This window comes from Streptomyces sp. STR69, from assembly GCF_024519455.1.
Taxonomy (GTDB): domain Bacteria; phylum Actinomycetota; class Actinomycetes; order Streptomycetales; family Streptomycetaceae; genus Streptomyces.
In genome coordinates this window covers 79,344-104,272 of record NZ_JALJRY010000038.1, presented here as the reverse complement: position 1 = coordinate 104,272, position 24,929 = coordinate 79,344, and the positions used below count along the sequence as shown (strand labels likewise).

Annotated in this window: 21 protein-coding genes; 12 read left to right on the top strand and 9 right to left on the bottom strand. The window is 69.0% G+C overall.

Annotation, left to right across the window (positions count from 1 at the left end; all coding sequences use genetic code 11):
- The 3 genes from OC490_RS43640 to glgB all read left to right on the top strand — a co-directional run.
- On the top strand, window positions 1-330 hold a 330-nt coding region (locus OC490_RS43640; protein WP_262063610.1), incomplete at its 5' end, for an alpha-glucosidase C-terminal domain-containing protein.
- 96 nt (window positions 331-426) lie between these two features.
- Entirely contained in the window at window positions 427-1,800 is a 1,374-nt protein-coding gene (locus tag OC490_RS43635) for a maltokinase N-terminal cap-like domain-containing protein (protein ID WP_262063609.1), read from the top strand.
- 26 nt (window positions 1,801-1,826) lie between these two features.
- Window positions 1,827-4,265 carry a 1,4-alpha-glucan branching enzyme gene (glgB, locus tag OC490_RS43630; protein WP_262063608.1) on the top strand — a complete coding sequence of 813 codons (2,439 nt, stop codon included), beginning with the start codon at window positions 1,827-1,829 and terminating at the stop codon, window positions 4,263-4,265.
- Here glgB and OC490_RS43625 read toward each other — a convergent pair.
- The 4 genes from OC490_RS43625 to OC490_RS43610 form a co-directional block, all read right to left on the bottom strand.
- On the bottom strand, window positions 4,262-6,517 hold the full coding sequence (locus OC490_RS43625; RefSeq protein ID WP_262063607.1) for a HelD family protein: 2,256 nt from the start codon (window positions 6,515-6,517) through the stop codon (window positions 4,262-4,264). The genes glgB and OC490_RS43625 overlap by 4 nt on opposite strands.
- Before the next feature lie 149 nt (window positions 6,518-6,666).
- Window positions 6,667-6,999 (bottom strand): thioredoxin family protein, encoded by a 333-nt coding sequence (locus OC490_RS43620; protein WP_315986731.1) that lies wholly within the window; start codon window positions 6,997-6,999, stop codon window positions 6,667-6,669.
- On the bottom strand, window positions 6,996-7,382 hold the full coding sequence (locus OC490_RS43615; RefSeq protein WP_262063606.1) for a MerR family transcriptional regulator: 387 nt from the start codon (window positions 7,380-7,382) through the stop codon (window positions 6,996-6,998). Before OC490_RS43615 ends, OC490_RS43620 begins: the two co-directional genes overlap by 4 nt.
- Window positions 7,383-7,411: 29 nt before the next feature.
- On the bottom strand, window positions 7,412-7,855 hold the full coding sequence (locus OC490_RS43610) for an Lrp/AsnC family transcriptional regulator (RefSeq protein WP_262063605.1): 444 nt from the start codon (window positions 7,853-7,855) through the stop codon (window positions 7,412-7,414).
- A 105-nt stretch (window positions 7,856-7,960) separates the two neighbouring features.
- Between OC490_RS43610 and OC490_RS43605 the strand changes: the two genes are divergently transcribed.
- Window positions 7,961-8,860 carry an NAD-dependent epimerase/dehydratase family protein gene (locus tag OC490_RS43605; RefSeq protein ID WP_262063604.1) on the top strand — a complete coding sequence of 300 codons (900 nt, stop codon included), beginning with the start codon at window positions 7,961-7,963 and terminating at the stop codon, window positions 8,858-8,860.
- 24 nt (window positions 8,861-8,884) lie between these two features.
- Here the strand turns inward: OC490_RS43605 and OC490_RS43600 are convergent, their stop codons facing one another.
- Both OC490_RS43600 and OC490_RS43595 read right to left on the bottom strand, forming a co-directional pair.
- Window positions 8,885-9,649: a DUF2127 domain-containing protein gene (locus tag OC490_RS43600; protein WP_262063603.1), complete on the bottom strand. Its 765-nt coding sequence runs from the start codon at window positions 9,647-9,649 to the stop codon at window positions 8,885-8,887.
- A 241-nt stretch (window positions 9,650-9,890) separates the two neighbouring features.
- Window positions 9,891-11,312 carry a cation:dicarboxylate symporter family transporter gene (locus OC490_RS43595; RefSeq protein ID WP_262063602.1) on the bottom strand — a complete coding sequence of 474 codons (1,422 nt, stop codon included), beginning with the start codon at window positions 11,310-11,312 and terminating at the stop codon, window positions 9,891-9,893.
- Window positions 11,313-11,479: 167 nt separating this feature from the next.
- On the opposite strand from OC490_RS43595, the gene OC490_RS43590 reads away from it, so the two are divergent.
- Complete coding sequence (locus OC490_RS43590) at window positions 11,480-13,177, top strand: sensor histidine kinase (protein WP_262063601.1); 1,698 nt, start codon at window positions 11,480-11,482, stop codon at window positions 13,175-13,177.
- Window positions 13,174-13,857: a response regulator gene (locus OC490_RS43585; RefSeq protein ID WP_262063600.1), complete on the top strand. Its 684-nt coding sequence runs from the start codon at window positions 13,174-13,176 to the stop codon at window positions 13,855-13,857. The genes OC490_RS43590 and OC490_RS43585 overlap by 4 nt, the downstream gene beginning before the upstream one ends.
- On the opposite strand, the gene OC490_RS43580 is transcribed toward OC490_RS43585, so the two are convergent.
- Window positions 13,847-14,401 (bottom strand): hypothetical protein, encoded by a 555-nt coding sequence (locus OC490_RS43580; RefSeq protein ID WP_262063599.1) that lies wholly within the window; start codon window positions 14,399-14,401, stop codon window positions 13,847-13,849. The genes OC490_RS43585 and OC490_RS43580 overlap by 11 nt on opposite strands.
- 26 nt (window positions 14,402-14,427) lie before the next feature.
- Between OC490_RS43580 and OC490_RS43575 the strand changes: the two genes are divergently transcribed.
- The 5 genes from OC490_RS43575 to OC490_RS43555 all read left to right on the top strand — a co-directional run bounded on the left by OC490_RS43575 (window position 14,428) and on the right by OC490_RS43555 (window position 20,621).
- A complete protein-coding gene (locus tag OC490_RS43575; RefSeq protein WP_262063598.1) occupies window positions 14,428-15,303 on the top strand; it encodes a 5'-methylthioadenosine/S-adenosylhomocysteine nucleosidase in 876 nt (291 codons plus the stop codon).
- Window positions 15,304-15,466: 163 nt separating this feature from the next.
- Window positions 15,467-17,359 (top strand): tetratricopeptide repeat protein, encoded by a 1,893-nt coding sequence (locus tag OC490_RS43570; RefSeq protein ID WP_262063614.1) that lies wholly within the window; start codon window positions 15,467-15,469, stop codon window positions 17,357-17,359.
- A gap of 80 nt (window positions 17,360-17,439) precedes the next feature.
- Window positions 17,440-18,810 (top strand): extracellular solute-binding protein, encoded by a 1,371-nt coding sequence (locus OC490_RS43565; RefSeq protein WP_262063597.1) that lies wholly within the window; start codon window positions 17,440-17,442, stop codon window positions 18,808-18,810.
- Window positions 18,807-19,778: a carbohydrate ABC transporter permease gene (locus OC490_RS43560; protein ID WP_410099252.1), complete on the top strand. Its 972-nt coding sequence runs from the start codon at window positions 18,807-18,809 to the stop codon at window positions 19,776-19,778. Before OC490_RS43565 ends, OC490_RS43560 begins: the two co-directional genes overlap by 4 nt.
- Before the next feature lie 3 nt (window positions 19,779-19,781).
- Window positions 19,782-20,621, top strand: a complete 840-nt coding sequence (locus tag OC490_RS43555; RefSeq protein ID WP_262063596.1) for a carbohydrate ABC transporter permease — start codon at window positions 19,782-19,784, stop codon at window positions 20,619-20,621.
- A gap of 16 nt (window positions 20,622-20,637) precedes the next feature.
- Here OC490_RS43555 and OC490_RS43550 read toward each other — a convergent pair whose 3' ends face one another.
- Together OC490_RS43550 and OC490_RS43545 are read right to left on the bottom strand one after the other, a co-directional pair.
- Window positions 20,638-22,740, bottom strand: coding sequence for a tetratricopeptide repeat protein (locus OC490_RS43550; RefSeq protein WP_262063595.1), 2,103 nt, complete (start codon window positions 22,738-22,740; stop codon window positions 20,638-20,640).
- Between the two features lie 303 nt (window positions 22,741-23,043).
- A complete protein-coding gene (locus OC490_RS43545; RefSeq protein WP_262063594.1) occupies window positions 23,044-23,685 on the bottom strand; it encodes an HAD family hydrolase in 642 nt (213 codons plus the stop codon).
- A 601-nt stretch (window positions 23,686-24,286) separates the two neighbouring features.
- Here OC490_RS43545 and OC490_RS43540 point away from each other — a divergent pair.
- On the top strand, window positions 24,287-24,916 hold the full coding sequence (locus tag OC490_RS43540) for a helix-turn-helix domain-containing protein (protein ID WP_262063593.1): 630 nt from the start codon (window positions 24,287-24,289) through the stop codon (window positions 24,914-24,916).
- Window positions 24,917-24,929: the final 13 nt, after the last annotated feature.

The window sequence follows — 24,929 nt, the reverse complement described above, 5'->3', positions numbered from 1 at the left end:
CCCTCCTCGCTGCTGCACTGGACCCGCCGCATGATCGAGATCCGCAAGCAGAACCTGGCGTTCGGCCTCGGCTCGTACCGGGAACTGCCGTCGTCGAATCCCGCGGTGATCGCCTTCCTGCGCGAGTACGAGGACGACCTCGTCCTGTGCGTGAACAACTTCTCCCGGTTCGCGCAGCCGACGGAACTTGACCTGCGGGCGTTCAATGGAAGGCATCCGGTCGAACTGTTCGGCGGGGTGCGCTTTCCGGCCGTAGGAGAGCTGCCGTACTTGCTGACCTTGGCGGGGCACGGCTTCTACTGGTTCCGGCTCCGCAAGGAAGCCGCCTAGTCACCCCGTGGGGCGGGGTGGATCCGGTTTCCCCCGCCCCGCCCGGGGCACGCAACAGTGACACCCCGACCACCCCGGGGAAAGGAACGTGACGCCATGGCGGAAACTGTCACACTTTCCGGCCGGACCAGTCCCGGTCCCGGCCTCCTCGCATCCCTCGACCCCCTCCTGCGGGAGTGGCTGCCGAGGCAGCGGTGGTTCGCGGGCAAAGGCCGTCCCGTCACCGGTTTCGCGCTGGTGGCCGCCACCGAGCTCCTCCCGGCGGACGGCGCGCTCGGCCTCTACCACCTGCTGGTCCGCGCCCAGCAGTCACCCGCTCCGGGCGACTGCTACCAGCTCCTCATAGGTGTGCGCGAGGCGCTGCCACCCCGGCTCGCGCCCGCGCTGATCGGACATGTGGAGGAGGGCCCGCTCGCCGGACGCACGGTGTACGAGGCCCTGCACGACCCCCGGCCCGCCGAGGTGCTCCTGGAGGCCCTGCGCACCCAGGCCCACATCGGCGGGCTGCGCTTCGAACGGGACCCGGGCCAGGAGATCGCGGCCGGTCTGGCACCCCGCCTGATGACCGCCGAACAGTCCAACTCGTCCGTCGTCTACGGCGACACGTTCATCCTGAAGCTGCTGCGCCGGATCGTCCCCGGCACCAACCCCGACCTGGAACTCCCGCTGGCCCTCGCCCTGGAGGGCTGCCCCCGGGTGCCGGCGCCGACGGCGTGGCTGCGGGCGGAGTTCGCCGACGAGCCGTACGTCCTCGGGGTGCTCCAGCCGTTCGTGCGGGGCGCGACCGACGGCTGGGAACTGGCGCTGCGCGAGCTGCGCAAGGGCGAGGACTTCGGCGCGGAGTCGCGGGCGCTGGGGCGGGCCACGGCCGAGGTGCATGTGGCGCTGGCCCGGGCACTGCCGACCACGACCCTGGGCCGCGTACAGCTGGACCTGCTGGTCACGGGCATGACCGAGCGGCTCGACGCGGCGGCACAGGCGGTCCCCGCGCTCCGGCCGTACGCGCCCGGACTGCGTACGGCGTTCTCGGCGCTGGCCGATCTCGCGGCCGAGGGGCACACCTGGACCGCCCAGCGCATCCACGGCGACCTGCACCTCGGCCAGTGTCTGCGCTCGCCGTCCGGGGAGTGGTCGCTGATCGACTTCGAGGGCGAGCCGTCCCGGCCGCTGGCGGAACGCCGACTGCCCCAGCCGCCGGTGCGGGACATCGCGGGGATGCTGCGTTCCTTCGACTACGCGGCCCACTCCGCCGACCCGCCGGCCCCGGACTGGGCGAGCAGGTGCCGGGCCGCCTACTGCTCGGGGTACGCGGAGATCACCGGTGCGGACCCGCGCACCGACCCCGTCCTGCTGCGCGCGTACGAGACGGACAAGGCGGTCTACGAGGTCGTCTACGAGGCCCGGCACCGCCCCGACTGGCTCCCGGTCCCGCTCTCCGCCGTACGCCGCCTCGCCAACCCCACGACCTGACCCACCCCGCCCAGGAGGCCCCGCCCGTGACCCCGCGCCACCCGTCCAACGGTCCGGATCCGAAGAAGGCCGCCGCGAAGAAGGCGAAGGCCAAGAAGGGCTCCGGGAAGAAGAACTCGGCGACGAAGAGTTCGCTGAAGAAGGCCTCCGCCAAGAAGGCTTCGACGAAGAAGGCCTCAGTGAAGAAGACGAGCACAGCCGGCACGGGCACCGACTCGACCACCCCCACCCCCACTCCCACCCCTGCACCCGCACCCGCACCCGCACCCGCACCCGCACCCGCAACGGAGATCGCCATATCCCCCGCCCTCGATGCCGTCGACCGCGACCGTCTCCTCCACGGCACCCACCACGCCCCGCACTCCGTGCTCGGCGCCCACCCGGTCCCCGGCGGCATCGCGTTCCGGGTGTTCCGGCCGTTCGCGCTCGGAGTGACGGTCGTGGCGGACGGGTCGACGGCCGAGCTGCACGACGACGGGGACGGTTTCTTCTCGGGCCTGCTCCCCTTGCCCGACGTGCCGGAGTACCGACTGCTCGTGGCCTACGACGGCACCGTGCAGGACATCGAGGACGCGTACCGTTTTCTGCCCGCGCTCGGTGACCTGGACCTGCATCTGATCGGCGAGGGCCGGCACGAGCAGCTGTGGCGGGCGCTCGGCGCGGAGCCGATGACGCACCAGGGAGTCACCGGCACCCGCTTCACGGTGTGGGCACCGAACGCCCGGGGCGTACGGGTGGCCGGCACCTTCAACTTCTGGGACGGCACGGGCGCCCCGATGCGCTCGCTCGGCGCCACCGGCGTCTGGGAACTGTTCCTGCCGGGCATCGGCGAGGGCGAGCTGTACAAGTTCGAGATCACCAGGCCGGACGGTTCCAAGACCATGCGCGCCGACCCGATGGCCCGCCGCACCGAGGTCCCGCCCGCCACGTCCTCCATCGTGACGGCCTCGCACCACGAGTGGGACGACGCGGAGTGGCTGGCCCGGCGCACCGAAGTCCCGGTCCACGAGGCACCGTTCTCCGCCTACGAGATCCATCTCGCCTCCTGGCGGCCCGGGTTGACGTACCGTCAGCTCGCCGAGCAGCTCCCCGCCTACGTCAAGGACTTGGGCTTCACGCACGTAGAGCTGATGCCGGTCGCCGAGCACCCCTTCGGCGGTTCCTGGGGCTACCAGGTCACCGGCTTCTACGCCCCGACCGCCCGCCTCGGCACCCCCGACGACTTCAAGTTCCTGGTCGACGCCCTCCACCGGGCCGGTATCGGCGTGATCATGGACTGGGTTCCGGCGCACTTCCCGCGCGACGACTGGGCGTTGGCCGAGTTCGACGGACGGCCCCTGTACGAGCACGAGGACCCGCTGCGGGCCGCGCACCCCGACTGGGGCACCCTGGAGTTCGACTTCGGCCGCCGTGAGGTGCGCAACTTCCTGGTGGCGAACGCCGTCTACTGGTGCGAGGAGTTCCACATCGACGGCCTGCGCGTGGACGCGGTCGCCTCGATGCTCTACCTCGACTACTCGCGCGAGCCGGGCCAGTGGACCCCGAACGAGCACGGCGGCCGGGAGAACCTGGACGCCGTCGCCTTCCTCCAGGAGATGAACGCGACCGTGTACCGCAGGGTGCCCGGAGCGGTGACGATCGCCGAGGAGTCCACCGCCTGGGACGGCGTGACCCGCCCCACCGACACCGGCGGCCTCGGCTTCGGGTTCAAGTGGAACATGGGCTGGATGCACGACTCGCTCGACTACATGTCGCACGACCCGGTCCACCGCCGGCACCACCACGGCGAGATGACCTTCTCCATGGTGTACGCGTACAGCGAGAACTACGTCCTGCCCATCTCCCACGACGAAGTGGTCCACGGCAAGCGCTCGTTGGTGTCGAAGATGCCCGGCGACTGGTGGCAGCAGCGCGCCAACCTCCGCGCCTACCTCGCCTTCATGTGGGCCCACCCCGGCAAGCAACTCCTCTTCATGGGCCAGGAGTTCGCCCAGGGCGCCGAGTGGTCCGAGACCCACGGCCCCGACTGGTGGCTCCTCGACCCGGCCTACGGCGCCGAAGCCGACCACCGGGGCGTGCGCGACCTGGTCCGCGACCTCAACACGGTCTACCGCACGACACCCGCCCTCTGGCAGCTCGACACCAGTCCCACCGGCTTCCAGTGGACAACGGGCGACGCCGCCGAGGACAACGTCTTCGCCTTCCTCCGCTACGACGCCGACGGCACCCCCCTCCTCGCCGTCAGCAACTTCTCCCCCGTGGTCCGCCACGACTACCGCCTGGGCGTCCCGGACGACACCCCGGCCTGGCACGAAGCCCTCAACACCGACACCGCCGTCTACGGCGGCAGCGACGTCACCAACCCCGACCCCATCAAGCCTGAGCCAACCCCCTGGCACGGCCGGGCGGCGAGCATCCGGCTTACGCTGCCACCGCTGGCGACGGTGTGGCTCCGGCCGGCCTAGAGCGTCTCCGGTACATCGGAGAGCGCGCGCGGCAGCGATCCCGTGTGCAGTACCCCGAGCCGCTGAGTAGCCCGGGTCAACGCCACATACAGGTCGCTCGTGCCGTACCGACCGGGCTCGACGACAAGCACGGAGTCGAACTCCAGCCCCTTGGCCTGGCGCGGGGTGAGGAGAACGACGCTCTGCGTCAGATCCGGCTCCGTGCCCGCCGTCACACCGTCCAGCCGCGCGGCCAGCCGCCGGTGCAGGTCGCGCGGTGCGATGACGGCCAACCGGCCCTCCGCGGGGGTGAGTTCGCCGACGGCCTTGGCGACCGCGCCGGGGAGGTCGTCGGTGGCGCGCACCCAGGGCCGTACGCCAGTGGACCGTACCGAACTCGGCGGTTCGAAGTCGGGGTTCTCCGCGCGGACGACCGCCGCCGCGAGGTCCATGATCTCGGCGGGGGTGCGGTAGTTGACGCCGAGGCGGGTGTGGGTGAAGCGGTCCTCGACGTAGGGGGCGAGGATCTCCGACCAGGAGCCGACGCCCGCCGCCTCGGCCGTCTGGGCCGGGTCGCCGACCAGGGTCATGGAGCGGGTGGGGCTGCGCCGCATGAGCAACCGCCAGGCCATCGGGGAGAGTTCCTGTGCCTCGTCGACGATGATGTGGCCGAACGCCCAGGTGCGGTCGGCCGCCGCGCGCTCGGCGGCGCTGCGGTGGTCCTCCTCCTCGTGCCGCTCGGCGAAGCGCTCCGCGTCGATGATGTCGTGCGCGGACAGCACCTCGGAGCCCTCGGGGTCGTCCTCCTCCTTGTCCTCGAACTCGAAGGTCCTGGAGGCGAAGGACACGTCCAACACGCCCTGCGCGAACGACACTTGCTCCTCGCGCTCACGCTGAACCCGCGCCTGCCGCACCCGGTCGTCGCGGCCGAGGAGTTCGGCGGCCTCGTCGAGCAGCGGTACGTCCGCCACGGTCCACGCCCGGGTCACCGGGCGGCGGATGGCGTCCGCGTCGTCGTCGGAGACGTAGCCCACCGGGTCGGCGAGGAAGTCCGCGACGAGGTACTGCGGGGTCAGCCGCGGCCACAACTGGTCGATGGCGGCCCAGACTTCGGGGTTCTCGGCGAGTTCGTCGCGGATCTGGGTGATGTCGCTGGGGTCGAGCAGGTTGCTGCCGTCGAAGGGGTCGGTGCCGATGCGCTCGGCGACCATCTCGGTGAGCGTGTTGAGGATGTGCCCCTCGAAGTGCTCGCGGGCCGCGTTGTGCGGGAGCCCGGCCTCGCGGGTGCGGTCACGGGCCATCCGGACCAGGCCGTCGTCGAGCATGAGGATCTCGCGGTCGTGCTCGATCGCGATCACCGGGTCGGGCAGCGACTGCCAGTCGCGTACGACCCTGGCGAGGACGTCCGCCATGTCGGCGCGGCCCTTCACCGCGGCGGCGGCCCGGCTGTCGGCGGTGGTCGCCTTCACGCCGGGGAAGAGCTCGCCGACCGTCGCGAGGAGCACGCCGGTCTCCCCGAGGGAGGGCAGCACCTCGCCGATGTAGCCGAGGAACGCGGGGTTCGGGCCGACGATGAGGACGGCCCGCTTGGCGAGCAACTCCCGGTGTTCGTAGAGGAGATACGCGGCCCGGTGCAGCGCGACGGCGGTCTTGCCGGTACCGGGTCCGCCCTCGACGACGAGCACCCCGCGATGGGGTGCCCTGATGATCTCGTCCTGTTCGGCCTGGATGGTCTGCACGATGTCGCTCATCCGGCCGGTGCGCGCGGAGTTGAGCGCGGCCAGCAGCACCGCGTCGCCGCTCGGGTCCTCGTGGCCGGTGCGGGTGGCGTCACCCAGGTCGAGGATCTCGTCGTGCAGGGCGGTGACTCGACGGCCGTCGGTGGTGAGGTGCCGGCGGCGACGCAGACCCATCGGGGTGTGGCCGGTGGCGAGGTAGAAGGGGCGGGCGACCTCGGCCCGCCAGTCGATCAGGATGGGGGTGAGGTCGGCGTCGTCGGCGCGGATGCCGATCCGGCCGATGTGGTGCCGGACTCCGGAGGTCAGGTCGATCCGGCCGAAGCAGAGCGAGCCGTCCACGGCGTTCAGCGCGGCGAGCAGCCCCGAGCGCTCGGCGACCAGGATGTCCCGCTCCAGCCGGGCCTGCATGGGCGTGTTGCCCTGCCCGAGCGCGTCCGTGACGGAGTCCTCGGTGGCGCCGCGCAGCGCGTCCACGCGTGTGTACAGACCGTCGATGAATTCCTGCTCACCGTGAATTTCATCGCTGTTTGACAATTCCACTCCCGGACCTATATACTGTGCTCACTGAGCCTCTTTGCGACCTAATTCCCATGAAGTCGCGAACCATTGAATATACGCAAAAGAATCCCCCGAGCGCAATTGCTCAGGGGATTTTTTCGTGCCGGCGGATCGGGTCAGCGGGTTCAGATCACGTCGGCCAGTTCCTCCAGCAGCCGCCGCTTCGGCCTGGCTCCCACCATGGCCTTCACCGGCTCACCGCCCCGGAAGACCATGAACGTGGGCATCGAGAGAACCTTGTACGCGTTCGTGGTCTCCGGATTCTCGTCCACGTTCAGCTGCACCACCTTCAGCCGCTCGCCCTCCTCCGCGGCGAGGGCCCGCAGCACCGGTCCCATCTGCCGGCACGGCGGGCACCAGTCCGCGGTGAACTCCACCAGCACCGGCAACTCGGCCCCGATCACCTCCGCCGAGAAATTCTCGTCCGTCACGTCCATCACGCCCGCTACGTCGATCACAGCTCACGCCCTCCCAGTTCGCACAATGGTGATGGCTCGTCGACCGACGCCAGCCGCACCCCGATCTCCGCCCGCACCGCCTGCAACTCCCCGATCAGGGAATCCAGTTCGGAAAGCTTGCGGCGGTAGACCGCGAGCGACGCCGGACACGAGTCGCCCTCCGGGTGCCCGGCCCGCAGACACTCCACGAAGGGCCGCGTCTCCTCCAGGTCGAACCCGAAGTCCTGCAGGGTCCTGATCTGCCGCAACAGCTTCAGATCGCCCTCGTCGTACGTCCGGTACCCGTTGCCACCGCGCCGCGCGGGCAACAGCCCCCGCGACTCGTAGTACCTGAGCGTTCGCGTCGTGGTCCCGGCCCGCGCGGCCAGCTCGCCGATTCGCATGTCTACGACGGTAATCCTTGACGCCGACGTCAGGGCAAGAGCGGTTTCCGCTCCACCGGGGAGGTCAGCACGATCGACGTCGTGGTGCGCCCGAGCACGGAGACCGCTTCGAGGACGTCCTCCAGGTGGACGGTGTCCCGGACGACGACTTTGAGGATCCAGCAGTCCTCGCCGACGACATGGTGCACCTCGGTGATCTCGGGGCGCTCGATCAGCTCCAGGGTCCTGGGGTGCTTCAGGTTGTAGCCGCCGTGCGGGTTCACCCGGATGAACGCCTGGATGCCGTAACCGAGCCGGCCCGGGACCACCTGGGCGCCGTAGCCGCTGATCACGCCCGCGGTCTCCAGCCGCCGCACCCGCTCGGTGACCGCCGCCGGGCTCAGCCGGACGCGCCGCCCGAGCTCACTGAGCTTGATCCGGCCGTCGGTCTGGAGAAGCTGGAGGATCTGCCGGTCCACGCCGTCGAAGGCCACCGATGTTTCGTCGGCACCGCCACGCGAATGCCGTGGTTCTTTCGGCGCTGCGGCCGGAACTCCCATGTCTTCCCCTTCAGTCGGCGCGGGTACGCCAGCAGAATTATGGTCATGGGAAAAGCGCGAGAGGTACTGGTCATCGGCGGAAACCGCTACTTCGGCAAGCGGCTGATCGCCCGGCTGCTGGCCGCCGGAGACCGGGTCACCGTCCTCAACCGGGGTTCGTCGGCGCCGCCCGCCGGAGCGGCGCACCTGATCGCCGACCGCGACGACGAGGAGGCGCTGCGCACCGCGCTCGGCCCGCGCACCTTCGACGTCGTCGTCGACCAGGTCTGCTACACCCCGCGCCAGGCGGCGATCGCCCGCCGCTTGTTCACCGGCCGCACCAACCGCTATGTCATGACGTCGACGGTCGAGGTGTACGAGTACGAGGACTCGGCCGACCTCGTGGGCGAGACGGCCGTCGATCCGCTCGCCGTGCCCGTCGACCTCGAACTCCCCTGGGACGACCGGGAGTTCCTCGACACGCACTACGGCGAGGGCAAGCGCCAGGCGGAGGCGGTCTTCGCGGCGCCCGGACCGGAGCTGCCGTATGCGGCCGTCCGCGTGGCCCATGTCCTGGGCGGCGCCGATGACTTCACCGGCCGCCTGGGCCACTACACGGACCGCATCCGTGCGGGTGAGGCGATCGCGGTCCCGGCCACAAACCACCCGGCGACCTACATCCACGTCGACGAGATCGCCGACTTCCTCTTCTGGACGGTCGGCCAGGACTTCACCGGCCCGGTCAACGCGGCCTCCCACGGCCTGCTGACCACGGAGGAGCTGTGCGAGGCGATCGCCGCGCACCTCCCGTCCGGCCGGGTGGTGTTCCGGACGGCGCCGGAGGGCGAGAACTCCCCGTTCTCCTTCGCCCGTTCCTACGGCATGGACAACTCCCGTGCGACACAACTCGGTTACGCGTTCACCCGGGCCTGGGAGTGGTTGCCGGGGGTGGTGCGGTAGCCGAGGGTGAGAGCATCCTGGCCGTCAGACCATCACGCCCGCGGACGTCTCCACTTCGAGCAGAGACGCGCTCTCGCGCTCCTCGTCGAACGCCTTCCGTCCGCCGCGCAGCCCGAACAGCCGCTTGGCGAGGGCGATGTAGAGGACGGCGAGGATGTTGAGGACGAGGGTGGCGATCTTCAACCAGCTGATGTGCTCGGTGAGTTCGTAGATCTCCAGCGGCAGGAAGGCTGCGGTGGCGACCACCGTCAGATACTCCGCCCAGCGCTTGGCGTACCAGAGCCCGCCGGCCTCGACGAGTTCGATCAGCGCGTACGCCAGCAGCAGTACGGCGACCAGGACCAGTGTGGAGTGCTTGTAGCCGAAGGTCTTCTGGATGGAGCCGACGACCGGCGAGTGGTCGAGGTCGTAGTGGAAGTGCTTGAAGACGGGGCGGAAGACGTTCAGGTAGTCGTCGAAGAGCTTGCGCACCGAGTCCTGGCTGTTGCTGAACTTCCACACCGCGGCGGCGACCAGCACGATGAACACCCCGCGCACGGCCCGCTCGATCGCGAGGAACCGCAGGATGAACAGGTCCCGCAGCACCTTCCCGCGCGGTACCAGCGGGGCGTTCTCGGCGGGCCCCGAGCCGTGCGGGTCGCCGAGCGCGAAGTCTCCGCAGCGCAGACAGCGCCAGGCCGTACCGAACTTGGTCTCGACACGCAGCCGCTCCCGCAGCACCGTCTCGTCGGGCGCGTACGTCACATGCCCGTGCCGTGCGCAGTGCCGCCGGTCCCAGTCGATCTTCATGCCCATGTCCCCCGTGACTCCCGCCGAACGCGAACGTGCCGTGCCGTGCCGGAGGTTTCCGGCACGGCACGGCACGGTAGTGCATCCGCTTGAACGCCGGGCCCGGGAGGTCGGGCGGCCGACGGTCGGCACACGTGGTGGACCGGGCGGCTGAGCGACGGGGGGACACCCAGCCACCCGGAGTCCGTGGGGCGTCCGGACCTTGTTCAGGTGGGTCCGGGCGCCCCGCTCGGGGGGCGGATCAGGCCTTGGCGAGTTCCTTCTCGCCGCCCTGCTCGGGCACGCCGTCGAGGTGCTCGTCGCCGTCCTTCTCGTCGAGCAACGTCTTCTCGTCGAAGGGCAGTTCACCCGCGAGGACCCGGTCCACCCGCTCCTTGTCGACCTCGCCGGTCCAGGTGCCGATAAGCAGCGTGGCGACGGCGTTGCCGGCGAAGTTGGTGACGGCGCGGGCCTCGCTCATGAAGCGGTCGATGCCGATGATCAGGCCGACACCGTCGACCAGGGCCGGCTTGTGCGACTGCAGACCACTGGCGAGTACGGCGATGCCGGAGCCGGAGACACCGGCCGCGCCCTTGGAGGCGACCATCATGAAGAGCAGCAGGCCGATCTGCTGGCCGATGCTCATCGGCTGGTCCATGGCGTCGGCGATGAACAGCGACGCCATGGTCAGGTAGATCATCGTGCCGTCGAGGTTGAAGGAGTAACCGGTCGGCACGGTGATGCCGACGACCGGGCGGCTGACACCGAGGTGCTCCATCTTCGCGATGAGCCGCGGCAGCGCGGACTCGGACGAGGAGGTGGAGACGATCAGCAGGAACTCCCGGCCGAGGTACTTCAGCAGCTGGAAGAGGTTGACCTTGGCGACCAGCTTGGTCAGCGTGCCGAGCACGATCACGATGAACAGGAAGCAGGTGACGTAGAAGCCGAGCATGATCGTGCCCAGCGCCTTCAGCGCGTCCATGCCGGTCTCGCCGATGACGGCGGCCATCGCGCCGAAGGCACCGACGGGCGCGGCCCACATGATCATGCCGAGGATGCGGAAGACCAGCTTCTGGATGTACTCGACCCCGCGCAGCACCGGCTCGCCGGTCCGGCCCATGGCCTGCAGCGCGAAGCCCGCGAGAAGCGCGATCAGCAGCGTCTGGAGGACCTGGCCCTCGGTGAACGCCGACACGAAGGTGGTCGGGATGACCCCGAGCAGGAAGTCGACCGGGCCCTCGGCGGCGGCCTGGGCCTGCGTGTGTCCGACGCCCTTGACGGCCTCGGTCAGGTGCATGCCGCTGCCCGGGTGGATGATGTTGCCGACGACCAGGCCGATGGCCAGCGCCACGAACGACATCGCGATGAAGTAGCCGAGCGCGAGTCCGCCGACCTTGCCGACCTGCGCGGCCTTCCGTACGGAGCCGACGCCGAGCACGATCGTGCAGAAGATGATCGGCGAGATCATCATCTTGATCAGCGCGACAAAGCCCGTACCGAGCGGCTTCAGCTCCTTGGCGAAGTCCGGCGCGATGAACCCGACGGCGATACCGAGGGCGACCGCGACGATCACCGCGATGTAGAGGTAGTGGGTGCGGTCCCGCTTCGCGGGCGGTGCTGCGGGTGCGGCAGATGCGGGCGTGCTGGCCACGGCTGCCCTCCTTGACGACGTCGTCGGCATCATCCGGCGTGCGGCTCACGACCGGCGGAATCCCGTTGTGCGGCTCACATCCGGGAAGATCCGGGAGATGGGGGCTCCCAGGGGGTTGCGGTGACTATCTCCTGGCTTGTGAGGGCGGTCACCCTTACGTTCATTTAGTTCGCGCCATTTCGGAGAGGCACACTGACGACATGCGCTTCCCGCACGTCCCCCGTCCCCGCAGCCTCGCCGGTCAGCTCTTCGGCATGCAGGCGGTGCTGATAGCGGTCGTCGTCGCCGGGTACGCGCTGTTCACCTACGTCAGCGACCGCAGCCAGGCCGAGGACGCGGCCGGCCGCCAGGCCACGGCGGTGGCCCGCTCGGTCGCGGACTCCCCGTCGGTGGTGGCGGCGATCGGTACGTCCGACCCCACCGCGCACCTGGAGACGTACTCCCTGCGCGTCCAGCGCGACACCCAGGTCGACTTCGTCACGATCATGAACCCGCAGGGCATCCGCTGGACCCACCCGGACAAGAACCAGATCGGCAAGAAGTTCCTCGGCCACATCGAACCCGCCCTCAATGGCGAGTCCTTCACCGAGACCTACACCGGTACGCTCGGCGCGTCCGTCCGCGCGGTCACCCCGATCTACGACACCGGCCGCACCCGGATCATCGGCCTGGTCAGCGCCGGCATCCGGGTCGAGGCGATCACCCAGCGGGTGCAGGACCAGGTGACGGCGCTGATCGGCGTCGCGGCGGGCGCCCTGGCACTGGGTGCCGTAGGGACGTACGTCATCAACGCCCGCCTCCGCCGTCACACCCACAACATGAACGCGACCGAGCTGAGCCATATGCACGACTACCACCAGGCCGCGCTGCACGCGGTACGGGAAGGGCTGCTGATGCTCGACGGGCAGTACCGGGTGGCGCTCATGAACGACGGCGGGCGCGAACTCCTCGGAGTCACGGGTGACGTGGTGGGCCGCTCGGTCGCGGACCTGGGCCTGCCCGCACCGCTGACGGGCGCACTGCTGTCGTCGGAGGAACGGGTGGACGAGGTACACCTGACGGCGTCACGGGTACTGGTGGTGAACACCTCACCGGTGTCGGGCGGCGAACGCCGAGGAACGGTCGTAACCCTCCGCGACGTCACCGAACTCCAGTCCCTGATGGGCGAGTTGGACTCGGAACGCGGCTTCACCCAGGCGCTGCGGTCACAGGCGCACGAGGCGGCGAACCGCCTCCACACGGTGGTGTCGTTGATCGAACTCGGCCGAGCGGAGGAGGCGGTGGACTTCGCGACGGCCGAGTTGGAGTTGGCCCAGACGCTGACGGACCAGGTCGTCTCGGCGGTCAACGAGCCTGTGCTGGCAGCCCTGTTGCTGGGCAAGACGGCCCAATCGAACGAGCGGGGCGTCGAGTTGGTGGTGTCCGAGGACAGCGGCCTGGACGACGGCCTGCTGCCGGATTCACTCTCCGCGCGGGACTTGGTGACGATCCTCGGAAACCTGATCGACAACGCGGTGGACGCGGCCCAGGGAAGCCTGCGGGCGCGGGTCACGGTGACGGCGCGCACGGAGGCGGACGCGACGGGCTCCGGCTCCGCGCTGGTGCTGCGGGTCGCGGACACGGGGACGGGGGTGGACCCGGCCCACGCGGAGGCGGTCTTCCAGCGCGGCTTCTCGACGAAGCCGGCGGGACCGGGCGGCCGGGGGCTGGGACTGGCGTTGGTACGCCAGGCGGTGAACCGGCATGAGGGGACGTTGACAGTGGCGGAGGCGGAGGGAGGCGGGGCGGTGTTCGAGGTGCGGTTGCCGTTGTGGGGGACGGACGCGAGTGCGGGTGGTGTTGGGACGTCGCCCCAGGGCTCCGTCCCAGGTTCGGTTTCCAAAGGTGGTACCTCATGACTACGGCCGACCCGATCCGCGTCCTCATCGTCGAGGACGATCCCGTAGCCGCCGACGCGCACGTGATGTACGTGGGCCGGGTGCCGGGCTTCGTGGCGGTGGGCAAGGCGCACACGGGGGCGGAGGCGAGACGGGCGCTGGAGCGTACGCAGGTGGATTTGCTGTTGCTGGATCTGCACCTGCCGGATGCGCATGGCCTGCAGCTGGCTCGATCGCTGCGGGCCGCCGGTTACCACGCGGACGTGATCGCGGTGACGTCGGCGCGGGACCTGGCGGTGGTACGGGAGGGAGTGTCGCTGGGGGTGGTCCAGTACGTCCTGAAGCCGTTCACGTTCGCGACACTTCGGGACCGGCTGGTGCGGTACGCCGAGTTCCACGCGGCGGCCGGTGAGGCGAGCGGCCAGGACGAGGTCGACCGCGCGTTGGCTGCTCTACGGGCGCCTTCGCCTGCGGCACTGCCGAAGGGGCTGAGCGCGCCGACGTTGGAGAAGGTGACTGTCACTCTGCGGGACTGCAGGGAGGGGCTCACTGCGGCGGGGGTGGCGGAGGCGGTGGGGATTTCCCGGATCACGGCTCGGCGGTACCTGGAGCATCTGGTGGAGGCGGGGAGGGCGGCGAGGAGTCCGCAGTACGGGACTGTGGGGCGGCCCGAGTTGCAGTACCGGTGGGTCAAGGGGTAGGCGGGCAGGGCGAGTTGGACGGTCGCGCATAGCTCAGGACCTGGTGGCCGAGGCCGATGACGATGAGCGCCTCGACGACGGAGAGGGCGAGCAGGCCGGGTGACATCCGGCCTGCGGCCCAGTAGACGATGAGCCCGGCGAACGGGACGACGCAGAACGCCAGCAGGTCGACGGAGTACTGGATGACCTTGCGGGAGCGTCGGCGGGTGTCGGAACGGTGGGCCGTCTCCCACCCGAACACCGCCTCGGCCTGGGCGAGTTCGGCAAGCCGGGGCGCCAGGTCGTCGCGTACGTACGTCCCGATCGCGGAGATCTTCTCGTCGTTCACGAGATAGGTCCAGCCGAGCACGACACACACCGGGGGCAGCGCGAGCAGCATCACGGGCTGCTTGGCCTGGGCCGCGGCGGCGATGACGGCGGCGACGATGGTGAGGGTGACGTAGAGGAGGTTGTCGCGGAAGCCGATACGGGTCTTCTGCTCGTCCTTGACGGTCTGGTACTCGGCGAGCAGCAACTGCCCGACCGTTACGTCCTGTTCCGGCACTCGATTCCCTTCCCCCGCAGTACCTTATGAGTGTGCCGGAGCCACAGCCCACCGTCCTCGTCCTGACCGCACTCCCTCTCGAATACGCTGCCGTCCGCGCGTACGTCGAGCGGCGACGGGAGCGGGTCCACCCCGACGGAACCCGCGTCGAACAAGGTCAACTCCCGGACACCGCATGGCAGGTCGCCATCAGCGAGCTGGGCGTGGGCGCCGAAAGGGCCGCCGCACTCACCACCCAACTCATCAACTGGCTGCGTCCACAAGCCGTGTTGTTCGTCGGAATCGCCGGCAGCCTGAAGGACGACATCGCGATCGGCGACGTCGTCGTGGGCACGCAGGTGTACGAGATCCACGGCGGGAAGCAGACACCGGAGGGCTTCCTCGTCCGGCCGAAGGCCCTGCCGGGCTCGCACGCGTTGGAGCAGGCGGCCCGTTCCGCCGTACGGGACATGGCCGACGTACGGGCGCACTTCGTGCCGATCGCCACGGGTGACGTGGTGCTGGCGGACGCCGAGTCCGAGATCGCTCGCTTCATCCTGAGCAACTACAACGACGCAGGCGCGATCGAGATGGAAGGCTCCGGAGCGCTCCAAGCCGCCCATCTGAACGGCCAGTTGGACGCTCTGGTCATCCGGGGCATCAGCGACCGGGCCGATGACAACAAGCGCACGGCCGACGCATCCGGTTCGCAACAACGTGCGGCTGAGCAGGCGGCCTCGGTTACGGTGGCGATGCTGCGCAAGCACCGGCCGCGCGGGGGTTCCGCCGACGCCGAGGAGGAGCCCCATCGGGCCGGCGGCAGAGGGGGCGACGGAGCGACATACGGCGGAGACCACATCGATTTCCGGGGCGGCACCTTTCACGGGCCCGTCGTCGGAAAGAGGGTCGACGGGCGAGGGTAGGGGCCCCACGCACGGGCCGGTTCCGCGCGCGAGTGCGACCCTGCCGCCACGGCCGCTGGGCTTCACCGGCCGTACAGCCGAACTCGACCGGCTGCTCCCTCACTTGGCCCCCGGCACCGACGACACCGTCAGCCTCCCGCTGCTCATCTTCGCCGTCACGGGAATGGGCGGCATCGGCAAGACCGCGTTGGCGGTGGAGGCGGCGCACCGGGCGCGGGCCCAGTTCCCCGGCGGGACGCTCTTCGTGGATCTGCGTGGCTACGACGACGACCCCGCCACGGCCGACCAGGCAGTGCTGGCTCTGCTCGACGCGCTGGGTGTACGGGGCCGGGATCTGCCGCCGACGGCGGAGCGACAGTACGACGTGTACCGAGGGCTGTTGGCCGGGCGGCGGGAACGGATGCTGCTGATCCTTGACAACGCGTCGGACCCTTCGCAGTACGTGCCGTTGCTGCCGGGCACGGATCATCACCGGGTGCTCATCACGTCGCGGGACCGCCCGGACGCCCTTCCGGTGCGGCTCATCGACTTGGAGACGCTTGATCCGGACGACTCGGTGGCGCTGGTGACTCGGGCGCTGCGGGACACCGATGAGCGGGACGAACGGGCGGCGCGGGAGCCGGATGCATTGCGTGAACTGGCGGACCTGTGCGGCCACTTGCCGCTGGCGCTTCAGATCGCGGCGGGGATGCTCCGCAGGCGTAGGCATCGTGACATCGCGTCTCTGGTGACCGAGATCCGGGAGGCCGGGGACCCGACGGTCGTTCTCGATGGCGGCAGCCCTGGGGCGGATCTGTACGGGCGGTCGCTGGTGCTGCGGCCTGTGCTGGAGACGTCGTATCGCCGACTGCCGTCCGAGCAGCGGCGGTTGTTGCGGTTGTTGTGTCTGGCTCCGGGGCCGGACAGCGGGGTGGAGGCGGTTGCTGCGCTGGCCGACCTTGAACAGGAGGCTGCCGTTTGCCTGTTGGAGGGGTTGGCGGCGACCCATCTTGTTTCGCCGGTGGTGCGCGTGGACGGGGTGCGGTGGCGGGTGCATGACCTTGTGCGGGCGTTCGGGGTGGGGGTGGTGGCGGGGGATGCCGGGTTGCGGGAGGAGGGGGAGGCGGCGCGGGAGCGGGTGCTGAAGTTCTACTACCGGTGGGCGGATGCGGCTGATGACCGGTTGCGGTGGCTGCCCGGCTTGCCCGAGCCCGCACCCTTCACGGACCGCGGGCAGGCATTGGCGTGGCTGGACGAGGAGCGCACGGGTCTGGTCGAAGCGGTGGGATGGGCGCGGGAGGAGCGGTTCGTGTCCCATGCGGTGTGGCTGTCCCAGTGCCTGGCGGTGTATCTGGACTGGCGGCGGTACTACGACGACTTGATCGCTGTCATGAGCCCTGTAAGGGAAGCGACTCGCCACTATGGGCACCGTTCGGGCGAGGCAATCGCATCGGACAGCCTCGGTGTCGCTCTACGAGAGACAGGCCGGGCAAGAGAGGCAATCGAGGCCCACACCCGCGCAGTCGACCTGTTCCAGGCCGTCGGAGACGGCCACAACGAAGGCACGTCATCGAACAACCTCGGCGTCGCCCTACGGCAGGCGGGCTGGGCAAGCGAAGCAATCGAGGCCCACACCCGCGCACTTGACCTGTTCCAGGCTCTGAGGCTTCCCCACGACATGGCCATGGCTTGGAACAACCTCGGTGTCGCCCTCCGGGAATCGGGCCGGACAGAAGAGGCGATCGACGCTCACCGCCGCGCCCGCGACTTGTACCGGAATGTCCGAGACCGCAGCCGTGAGGGCTGGGCATGGCACAACCTCGGCATCGCATTACAGGAGGCCAACAACATCGATGCGGCGATCGCGGCTTACGGCAGGTCCCTTCGGATCCGCAGGGAATTCGAGAATCCATACGGCGAGGGGCAAACTCTGTTCAGTCTGGCCCGCGCCCACCAGGCCGCCCACCGCCCCGCCAGGGCCCGCACCGCCTACCTCAGATCCGCCGCCGCCTTCACCCGAGCCAACGCCCCCGCAGAAGCCGCAGCTGCCCAATCCGCCGCAGACTCATTGACCTGACTAGACCACTCCACTTACCTTCACCGGGCAACCACCCAGGCCCAGGCCACAAAGAAGTGAGCCCGCAGGAGGTCGTGCCCGTGCGCCCCACCGCCGTCGCCCTCGCAGCCATCTCAGCCCTAGCCCTCGCCGCAACCACCCTCACCGCCTGCGGCAGCGGTTCCGGCAGCAGCCCGGACACCGTGAAGATCTCCTTCAAGCAGTCGACGGACAACTCCATCAAGGTGATGGACACCTACCTCGCCGACATGAAGAAGCAGTTCGAGAAGCAGTACCCCGGCAAGAAGGTCGAGCTTGTCCCGATCAAGGCCCCGGACTCGGAGTACTACACCAAGCTCCAGCAGATGCTTCGCTCCCCCAAGACCGCCCCGGACCTGGTCTACGAGGACACGTTCCTCATCAACAGCGACATCACCTCCGGCTACCTCAAGCCCCTCGACCCCTACCTCTCCAAGTGGCCGGACTGGAACCAGTTCGTCGACACGGCGAAGTCCGCCGCCAAGGCCGAGGACGGAAAGACGTACGGCGTCCCGGACGGGACGGACACCCGAGGCCTCTGGTTCGACAAGGGGATCTTCAAGAAGGCGGGCCTGCCCGCGAATTGGCAGCCCAAGACGTGGGACGACGTCCTCGCCGCGGCCCGCACCATCAAGCAGAAGGTCCCGAACGTCACCCCCCTCAACGTCTACACCGGCAAACCGGCCGGCGAGGCCGCCACCATGCAGGGCTTCGAGATGCTGCTCTACGGCACCAACGACGGCACCACAGACCCCCTTTACGACACCTCGTCGAAGAAGTGGATCGCCGGCAGCCAGGGTTTCAAGGACGCCCTCTCCTTCGTGCACACGGTCTACAAGGAGAAGCTCGGCCCGGACGTGTCCGACGCTCTCGACCCCAACATCCAGACCTACGTGGCCGGTGAACTGCTCCCCAAGGGCAAACTCGGCATCGCTCTCGACGGATCCTGGCTGCCGCAGGCGTGGTTGAAGGGCAGCGGTCATGAATGGCCGCAGTGGTCACAGGAGTTGGGCCTTGCGTACATGCCCACGCAGAACGGCCAGGCCCCCGGCAAGGTGAGCATGTCCGGCGGCTGGACCTGGGCGATCCCCTCCAAGGCGGGCAACCCGGACCTGGCCTTCGACTTCATCAAGACGATGCAGACGAAGGCGAACGCGGAGAAGTGGTACATCGCCAACTCCGGTATCTCCGTCCGGAAGGACGTCGCCGCCGACCCCGCCTACGCCAACGCCCAGCCCGGCATCAAGTTCTTCACCGACCTAGTGGCGAGCACGCACTACCGGCCCGCCTACCCGGCGTACCCGAAGGTCTCCACCGCCATCCAGGAGGCGATGGAGGGCGTGACGACGGGTGACATGTCGGTGGACAAGGCAGCGAGTTCGTACGACGACGAGCTCAAGTCGGCCACGGACAACCAGGTCACCCAGAAGTGACCACCGCACCCCGGCAAGCGGCGGGCCCGGACGGGACGAAGTCCGCCCCGGGCCCGGCCCCCCGACAGCCCGCGCACCAGCCGCCAAACCCCCGCAACGACCACCGCACCCTCCGCCGCATCCTCACCCACCTCCTCCCCCTCTCCCCCGCCCTGGTCCTCCTGCTCCTCTTCCTGGCCGTCCCGATCGGCTACTGCGCCTACATCGCCTTCACCGACCTCCAACTCACCGGCCAGGCCCACTCGTCCTTCGTGGGCTTCGCGAATTTCCGTACGGCCTTCAAGGACTCGGAATTCCTGAACGCGGTCTGGCTGACCCTGGTGTTCACGGTGTTGTCGTCCCTGATCGGCCAGAACACCCTCGGCCTGGCGCTCGCGACCCTCATGCAACGCGCGTCAAAACCGATCCGCACACTCACGGGCGCGATCGTGATCACGGCCTGGGTCCTCCCGGAAGTGGTCGCGGGCTTCCTCCTCTACGCCTTCTTCCGCCGCGAGGGCACCCTGAACGCCATCCTGGACTGGCTCCATCTCCCGTCCCAGAACTGGCTGTTCACGCTCCCGATCCTGGCGGTGTCCTTCGCGAACGTATGGCGGGGAACGGCGTTCTCGATGCTGGTCTACTCAGCGGCGCTGAACGAGATCCCCAAGGAGATCACGGAGGCGGCGGAGGTCGACGGCGCGGGCGGCTGGCGCCGTATGTGGCACATCACGCTGCCGATGATCCGCCGCTCGATCGGCACGAACCTCATGCTCAACACCCTCCAGACCCTCTCCGTCTTCGGCCTGATCTGGGTGATGACGAGAGGCGGCCCGGGAAACAAGAGCCAGACCCTCCCCCTCTACATGTACGAACAGGCTTTCCAGAACAGCATGATCGGCTACGCCACGGCGGTCGCGCTGCTCCTGCTCCTGGTCGGCTCGCTCTTCTCGGTGATCTACATGCGCCTGCTGCGAACGGAGGTCTGACCCATGGCACTCACCTTCTCCTCCCGCCGCACAAGCCGACGCCTGGCTGCGGACGCGGGGCTGCTGGTGGTCGCGGCGACGTTCGCGCTGCCGCTGCTCTGGGTGGTCCTGTCGTCCCTCGACGCCCACGCGGACCTCAAGGTGAAGGCCCCCGACGGCCTGACCCTGGACAACTTCCACGCGATCCTGAACTCGGACATCACCTTCACCCCCCTCCTCAACAGCCTGATCCTGTGCGGATTCGGAACGCTGCTGACGGTGGTGTGCTCGGCGCTGGCGGCATACCCGCTGTCCCGCTTCAGGTCACGGCTCAATCGCCCATTCCTCCTGACGATCCTCTTCGCGACGAGCCTTCCGATCACCGCGATCATGGTGCCGGTGTACGCGTTGTTCGTGCAGGTGAATCTCATCGACACCATGCAGGGCACGATCTTCTTCTTCGCCGCCTCCCAACTCCCCTTCGCCATCTGGCTGATGAAGAACTTCATGGACGGCGTACCTAAGGAACTGGAGGAGGCGGCGTGGGCGGACGGCGCGTCGTCGTTTCAGTCGCTCGTACGGATCGTTCTTCCGCTGATGGGGCCGGGCGTCGCGGTGGTGACCGTCTTCTCGTTCGTGATGATGTGGGGGAACTTCTTCGTCCCGTTCATGCTGCTGCTCACGCCGGACCAGATGCCGGCGAGCGTGAGCATCAACGAGTTCTTCGGGAATCGGGGGATGGTGGCGTACGGGCAGCTGGCGGCGTTTTCTGTTGTTTATTCGACGCCGGTGATTTTGTTGTATGTGCTGGTGGCTCGGCGGTTGGGTGGGGGGTTTGCGCTGGGCGGGGCAGTCAAGGGGTAGGCCGGTCGAACCGGAGTCATTCTTGCTCCTCGGCCAGGGCAAGCGCCTCGGCTGCTTCCTTCACGGCACCTGCTCGGGTGTAGGCCTCGGAAGCTTGGACCCAGCAGGCGACGGCCTCAGCCGAGTGCCGGTGCGCTTCGTGGCAGAGCGCAAGGTTGTACAAAACCTGCCCGGTCCAGTACCAGTCACCCAGTTCCCGGAAGATCTCCCGCGCCGATTCAAAGCTCTCGATCGCCTCCTCCGTCCGGCCGGCATCGATCAGGGCGGCTCCGAGATTGTTCTCAGCGCCTGCTTCACGGCGAAAGTCCCCTACGATCCGAAACAGGTCGCGGGCACGGGCGGTCACTTCGATCGAGTCCGCGACCCGCCCCGTCTGCGACAAGGCAACTCCGAGACAGTCCCATGCAACGGCCTCCAAGTGGGCGTCCCCAACGACCTGGAGAAGATCGCGAGCACGGGTGAGAGCCTCGATCGCCTCGTCCTCCCGACCCGCCGCCAGCAGATCCAGGCCGAGGTTGTTCCACGACACGGCCTCGCTGCGGTGCTCCCCGACAGCCCGGAAGAAATCGCGCGCGTGTGTATGGGCGTCAATGGCTTCGGCCACCCTGCCAACCTTTCGCAAGGCGTTCCCGAGGTTGTTCGACGCACCCGCCTCACGGTCAGGATCGCCAAGGCGACGAGCAGCATTGCGGGCAGCACTGCTCACGGTGATCCAGTCGTCGAAATGCCGCTGCCGCTCCAGGTAAAGCACCAAGCATGCCGCCAGCAACACGGCCCGGCTCTCGTATCGCTTCTCCTCAGCCCAGCCGACTACGGTGATCAGACCCAGTCGCTCCGCGTCGAACCACGCCAACGCCTGGGCCGACTCGCCAAACCACGGTGGTTCGGGCATCCCCCGCAACCATCTCAAACGCGCATCGGCGGCATGCGCCCGCCGCCAGTAGATATCCAACACCCGATCCCGAGCCGCTTCCCGCTCGTCCGGCAGATCCGCATCCGCTACCAGGCCGAACGCCCGCACCAGATCGTGCATCCGCCACCGCTCCCGCCCGCTTCCCCGCTCGACGAGGTGTGCGCGGGCCAGTACGTTCAGAGCGCGAGTCGGCAACTCCTTGGCCCCGATCAGAGCCGTGACCACCTCAGCGCTTGCCTCGGGTCCCGGAGCGAGGGCGAGCAACCGGAGCAGCCTAGCCTCGTCCGGCGCCAACAGCCGATACGACAGCTCGAACGCCGCCCGGACACTACGCTCACCGTCGTCAAGGCGGTCGAGCCGATCGCGGAACTCGCCCAGTTCAGCGGCGAGTTCGGCAACAGGTTGACTCCGATCCAGCACCAGCAGCGCCCCCGCGATCTGCAGGGCGAGCGGCAGGTATCCGCAACACGCGGCGACTTTCGCGGCTGCTGAGGTCTCATCGGCCATCCGACAGTCATCAGGGTCCGCGATCCGCAGCACACGGTCGAGGAGGCCGGACGCCTCACTCGGCGTCAGCTGCCCCAACGGCACGATTCTGGCCCCTAGTTGGGGCAATCGGTCACGCGAGGTAACCAGGACACGATGCCTCGCCCCACCGCCCGGCAACAACGGGCGCACCTGCTCGGCCAAGGCCGCGTTGTCTGCCAGGATCAGCACCGCTCCCCGCTCCCGGCCTCGCTCAGTGAGTATTGACCGGTACAGACCGGCACGTTGGTCCGCCGTCGCCGGGATGTGGTCCGGCTTGGTACCCAGCGCCCGGAGCAATGCCTCCAGCGCCTGGTCAGCGGTAACACGATCGTCGGCATACCCCTGCAGGTTGACGAAGAGCACCCCGCCGGGGAACCAGCCTTTGTCGCGGGCAGCGTGTGCCGCCTCCACGGCGAGTGCGGTCTTGCCGATACCGCCGAGCCCCGACACCGCGGCGACCAGAACGGCATGCGGCCCTTCGGCAATCGCGGGGTCCAGCGCATGGAGCAGTCGGCTCAGTTCACTTCCCCGACCGATGAACCCAGCGGTCCTGGCCGGCAGGGCGTCCAGGGCCGTGGGCGCCGCAGCATGCTGGTGGACGCTGACCTTCGCGATGACGGGCCCCTTGAAGTCCCCTGCCCGAAAGTCGAGATGATCCCCGCTGTACTCATAGGCCACCGCGCCGTCCTCCGTGCCGCCTCCGAACCTCGCGCGCCACACGGTACGCCTCCGATGCCCACCCAACACCCGCTCTGGCCAGCCCACTTGGCAGTACCGGTGAAGAGGCGCCCGACACACCGCCCACGGTCGCCGTCCTGACCGCACAGCCGCTCGAACACACGGCAGCGGCAGTGCGTGCCCCTCTGGCGGACATCGAGAAGCGGTTACACCCCACCGGCACGCGCGCCGGGACCGGTCAACTCCCCTGTGCACGCGAACGGCCCCACCGGCCACAGCCCGCGGAGGGCCGAGCCGTTTCCGTCAGTCCGCCACCATCGACGTGAGCCGGCCGAGACCGTCGATACGCCAGTCCGCCGCCGCTACGACCTTGGCGTCGTCCGCCCACAGATGCCCCCATGGGCCACGGCGGACATGCGCGACGCGCAGCCCCGCCCGCTTGGCGGGGAAGATGTCGTTGGCCGGATGGTCGCCGACGTAGACCGTCCGGTCCGGCGCTGCCTGGGCCACCTCCAGCACGCGCTCGAAGAACCCGAGTTGTGGCTTCGCGACGCCCCACTCCCCCGACGTGACAACGAGGTCCGCGGGCAGGTCGAGGGCGCGCAGCAACTCGCCGGCGCGGGAAGTCTGGTTCCCGGCGACGATGACCCGCACTCCGAGTTCGCGGAGCGCGGACAGGGCCGGGCGGACGTCGTCGTAGAGGTCGCTCTCGTCGAGGTACTCGCCGTGGCCGGCCGTTTCGCGAGCGCGGTATTCGGCGGCGATGTCGATGCCGGGGCGGACGAGGCGCAACGCCTCCGCGTTGTCCTGGCCCCGGGCCACGACGGCCCCGACGAGCACGGAGAGGGTGTGGCGGGGGATGTCGAGCCAGTCGGCCCACGACTGCCAGTACCGGTCGTCTCGGGTGATCGTCTCGCCGACGTCGAACACGATGGTCTCAATCACCCCTCGGAGCCTAGGCCGTCACGAGGCATCGGTGCGGGGCGCCCGTGATCGGCCAACGCGGGGTGAGGCGAAGCCGAAGGAGTTCCCCCGGGAGCCGACGGTCGGGGCCGGAGTCGATACGCGACGCACCTGAACGACCGCCCGGCGACCCCGCCCACACCCCCACCGTCGAATTCCCGCCACCCCCCACTTCCCCCCACACCCGATCATCACCCCCACCACAAACGCACTCCCCTTCGAACCCCGCCCACACACCCGAGACCAGCCGAACCACCCCCACCCCCTCGGCCAGTGCCCGCCACCCAGGCAAATGGCAAGGTAGAGCGGCATATTCATCGCACCTCGGCCACCATCCGGCTCCCCCGGCCGCCACGCACCGTCACCACGCACACCACCCCCAGCCGCATTCGATCTCCCCCACCCGACCGGATCCGTACGTTCCTACGATCCGTAATCCTGGCCGAACAGACCGTAGTCACCGCACTCGGGCGCCCCTAACTTGTGCCCCGTGCGCCGACCTCCAGCTCAACCCAGCCAGTCCACGCCGCCCACTCCGCCGTTCAACGCCCCCGCTGCCCGCAGGCTCAGGACCGCTCTCGACATGGGTCCCGAACACGTCGCGTACGGGATGCGTGTGTCGTTCGGGCTGCCCTATGTCACGCCGGACCTGGTCATCGCCTGGGAGCGTGGGCTCACCGCGCCGTCGAGTCCCGAACTCGCCGCGCTCGCGGGCGTGTTGTGGTGTTCCGCGAGTGAACTCATCGGCAGGCCACGCACGCTGCGTGAGCACCGTCTGGCCCGTGGCCTCGCGCCGGAGGACATCGCCCGTGCCGTCGGGCTCGAACTCCTCGTGTATTTGCGGATGGAGGAGAACGACGAGTGGCGCGGCACCGAGCGCCAGTCCGCCGCACTCGCCGATGTGCTCGACCTCTCGCTGCCCGACTTCATCAACGTCACCGGACGCGACGCGAAACTCGCGGAGTTGCTGCGCGGCGCCGTGACCACGCGCTGGCAGGCCGCCGTACGGCCGATCGGAAAAATGGTGCCCCTGGACCGGCATCTCCTGGAGGACTCCCTCAAGGAACTCCACCAGGACTACCAGGGGCGGATGCTCGCCACCCTCACCTGGGCCGGCGGCAACTCGCCCGGCGACGCGAGCGAGGCCGGCCGCGACTTCCTCGACCAGATCATCAGCCGTTTCTGGGCCGTGGTCGAGAAGGGCACCTACTGAACAGCCCGCACCG

What these genes read in the sequence shown, in the direction of transcription:
- OC490_RS43635 (WP_262063609.1), top strand. Translation starts at nt 427, where the DNA reads ATGGCGGAAACTGTCACACTTTCCGGCCGGACCAGTCCCGGTCCCGGC.
- OC490_RS43615 (WP_262063606.1), bottom strand. Translation starts at nt 7,382, where the DNA reads ATGCGAATCGGCGAGCTGGCCGCGCGGGCCGGGACCACGACGCGAACG.
- OC490_RS43605 (WP_262063604.1), top strand. Translation starts at nt 7,961, where the DNA reads ATGGTCATGGGAAAAGCGCGAGAGGTACTGGTCATCGGCGGAAACCGC.
- OC490_RS43600 (WP_262063603.1), bottom strand. Translation starts at nt 9,649, where the DNA reads ATGAAGATCGACTGGGACCGGCGGCACTGCGCACGGCACGGGCATGTG.
- OC490_RS43595 (WP_262063602.1), bottom strand. Translation starts at nt 11,312, where the DNA reads ATGATGCCGACGACGTCGTCAAGGAGGGCAGCCGTGGCCAGCACGCCC.
- OC490_RS43590 (WP_262063601.1), top strand. Translation starts at nt 11,480, where the DNA reads ATGCGCTTCCCGCACGTCCCCCGTCCCCGCAGCCTCGCCGGTCAGCTC.
- OC490_RS43585 (WP_262063600.1), top strand. Translation starts at nt 13,174, where the DNA reads ATGACTACGGCCGACCCGATCCGCGTCCTCATCGTCGAGGACGATCCC.
- OC490_RS43575 (WP_262063598.1), top strand. Translation starts at nt 14,428, where the DNA reads ATGAGTGTGCCGGAGCCACAGCCCACCGTCCTCGTCCTGACCGCACTC.
- OC490_RS43570 (WP_262063614.1), top strand. Translation starts at nt 15,467, where the DNA reads ATGGGCGGCATCGGCAAGACCGCGTTGGCGGTGGAGGCGGCGCACCGG.
- OC490_RS43555 (WP_262063596.1), top strand. Translation starts at nt 19,782, where the DNA reads ATGGCACTCACCTTCTCCTCCCGCCGCACAAGCCGACGCCTGGCTGCG.
- OC490_RS43540 (WP_262063593.1), top strand. Translation starts at nt 24,287, where the DNA reads ATGGGTCCCGAACACGTCGCGTACGGGATGCGTGTGTCGTTCGGGCTG.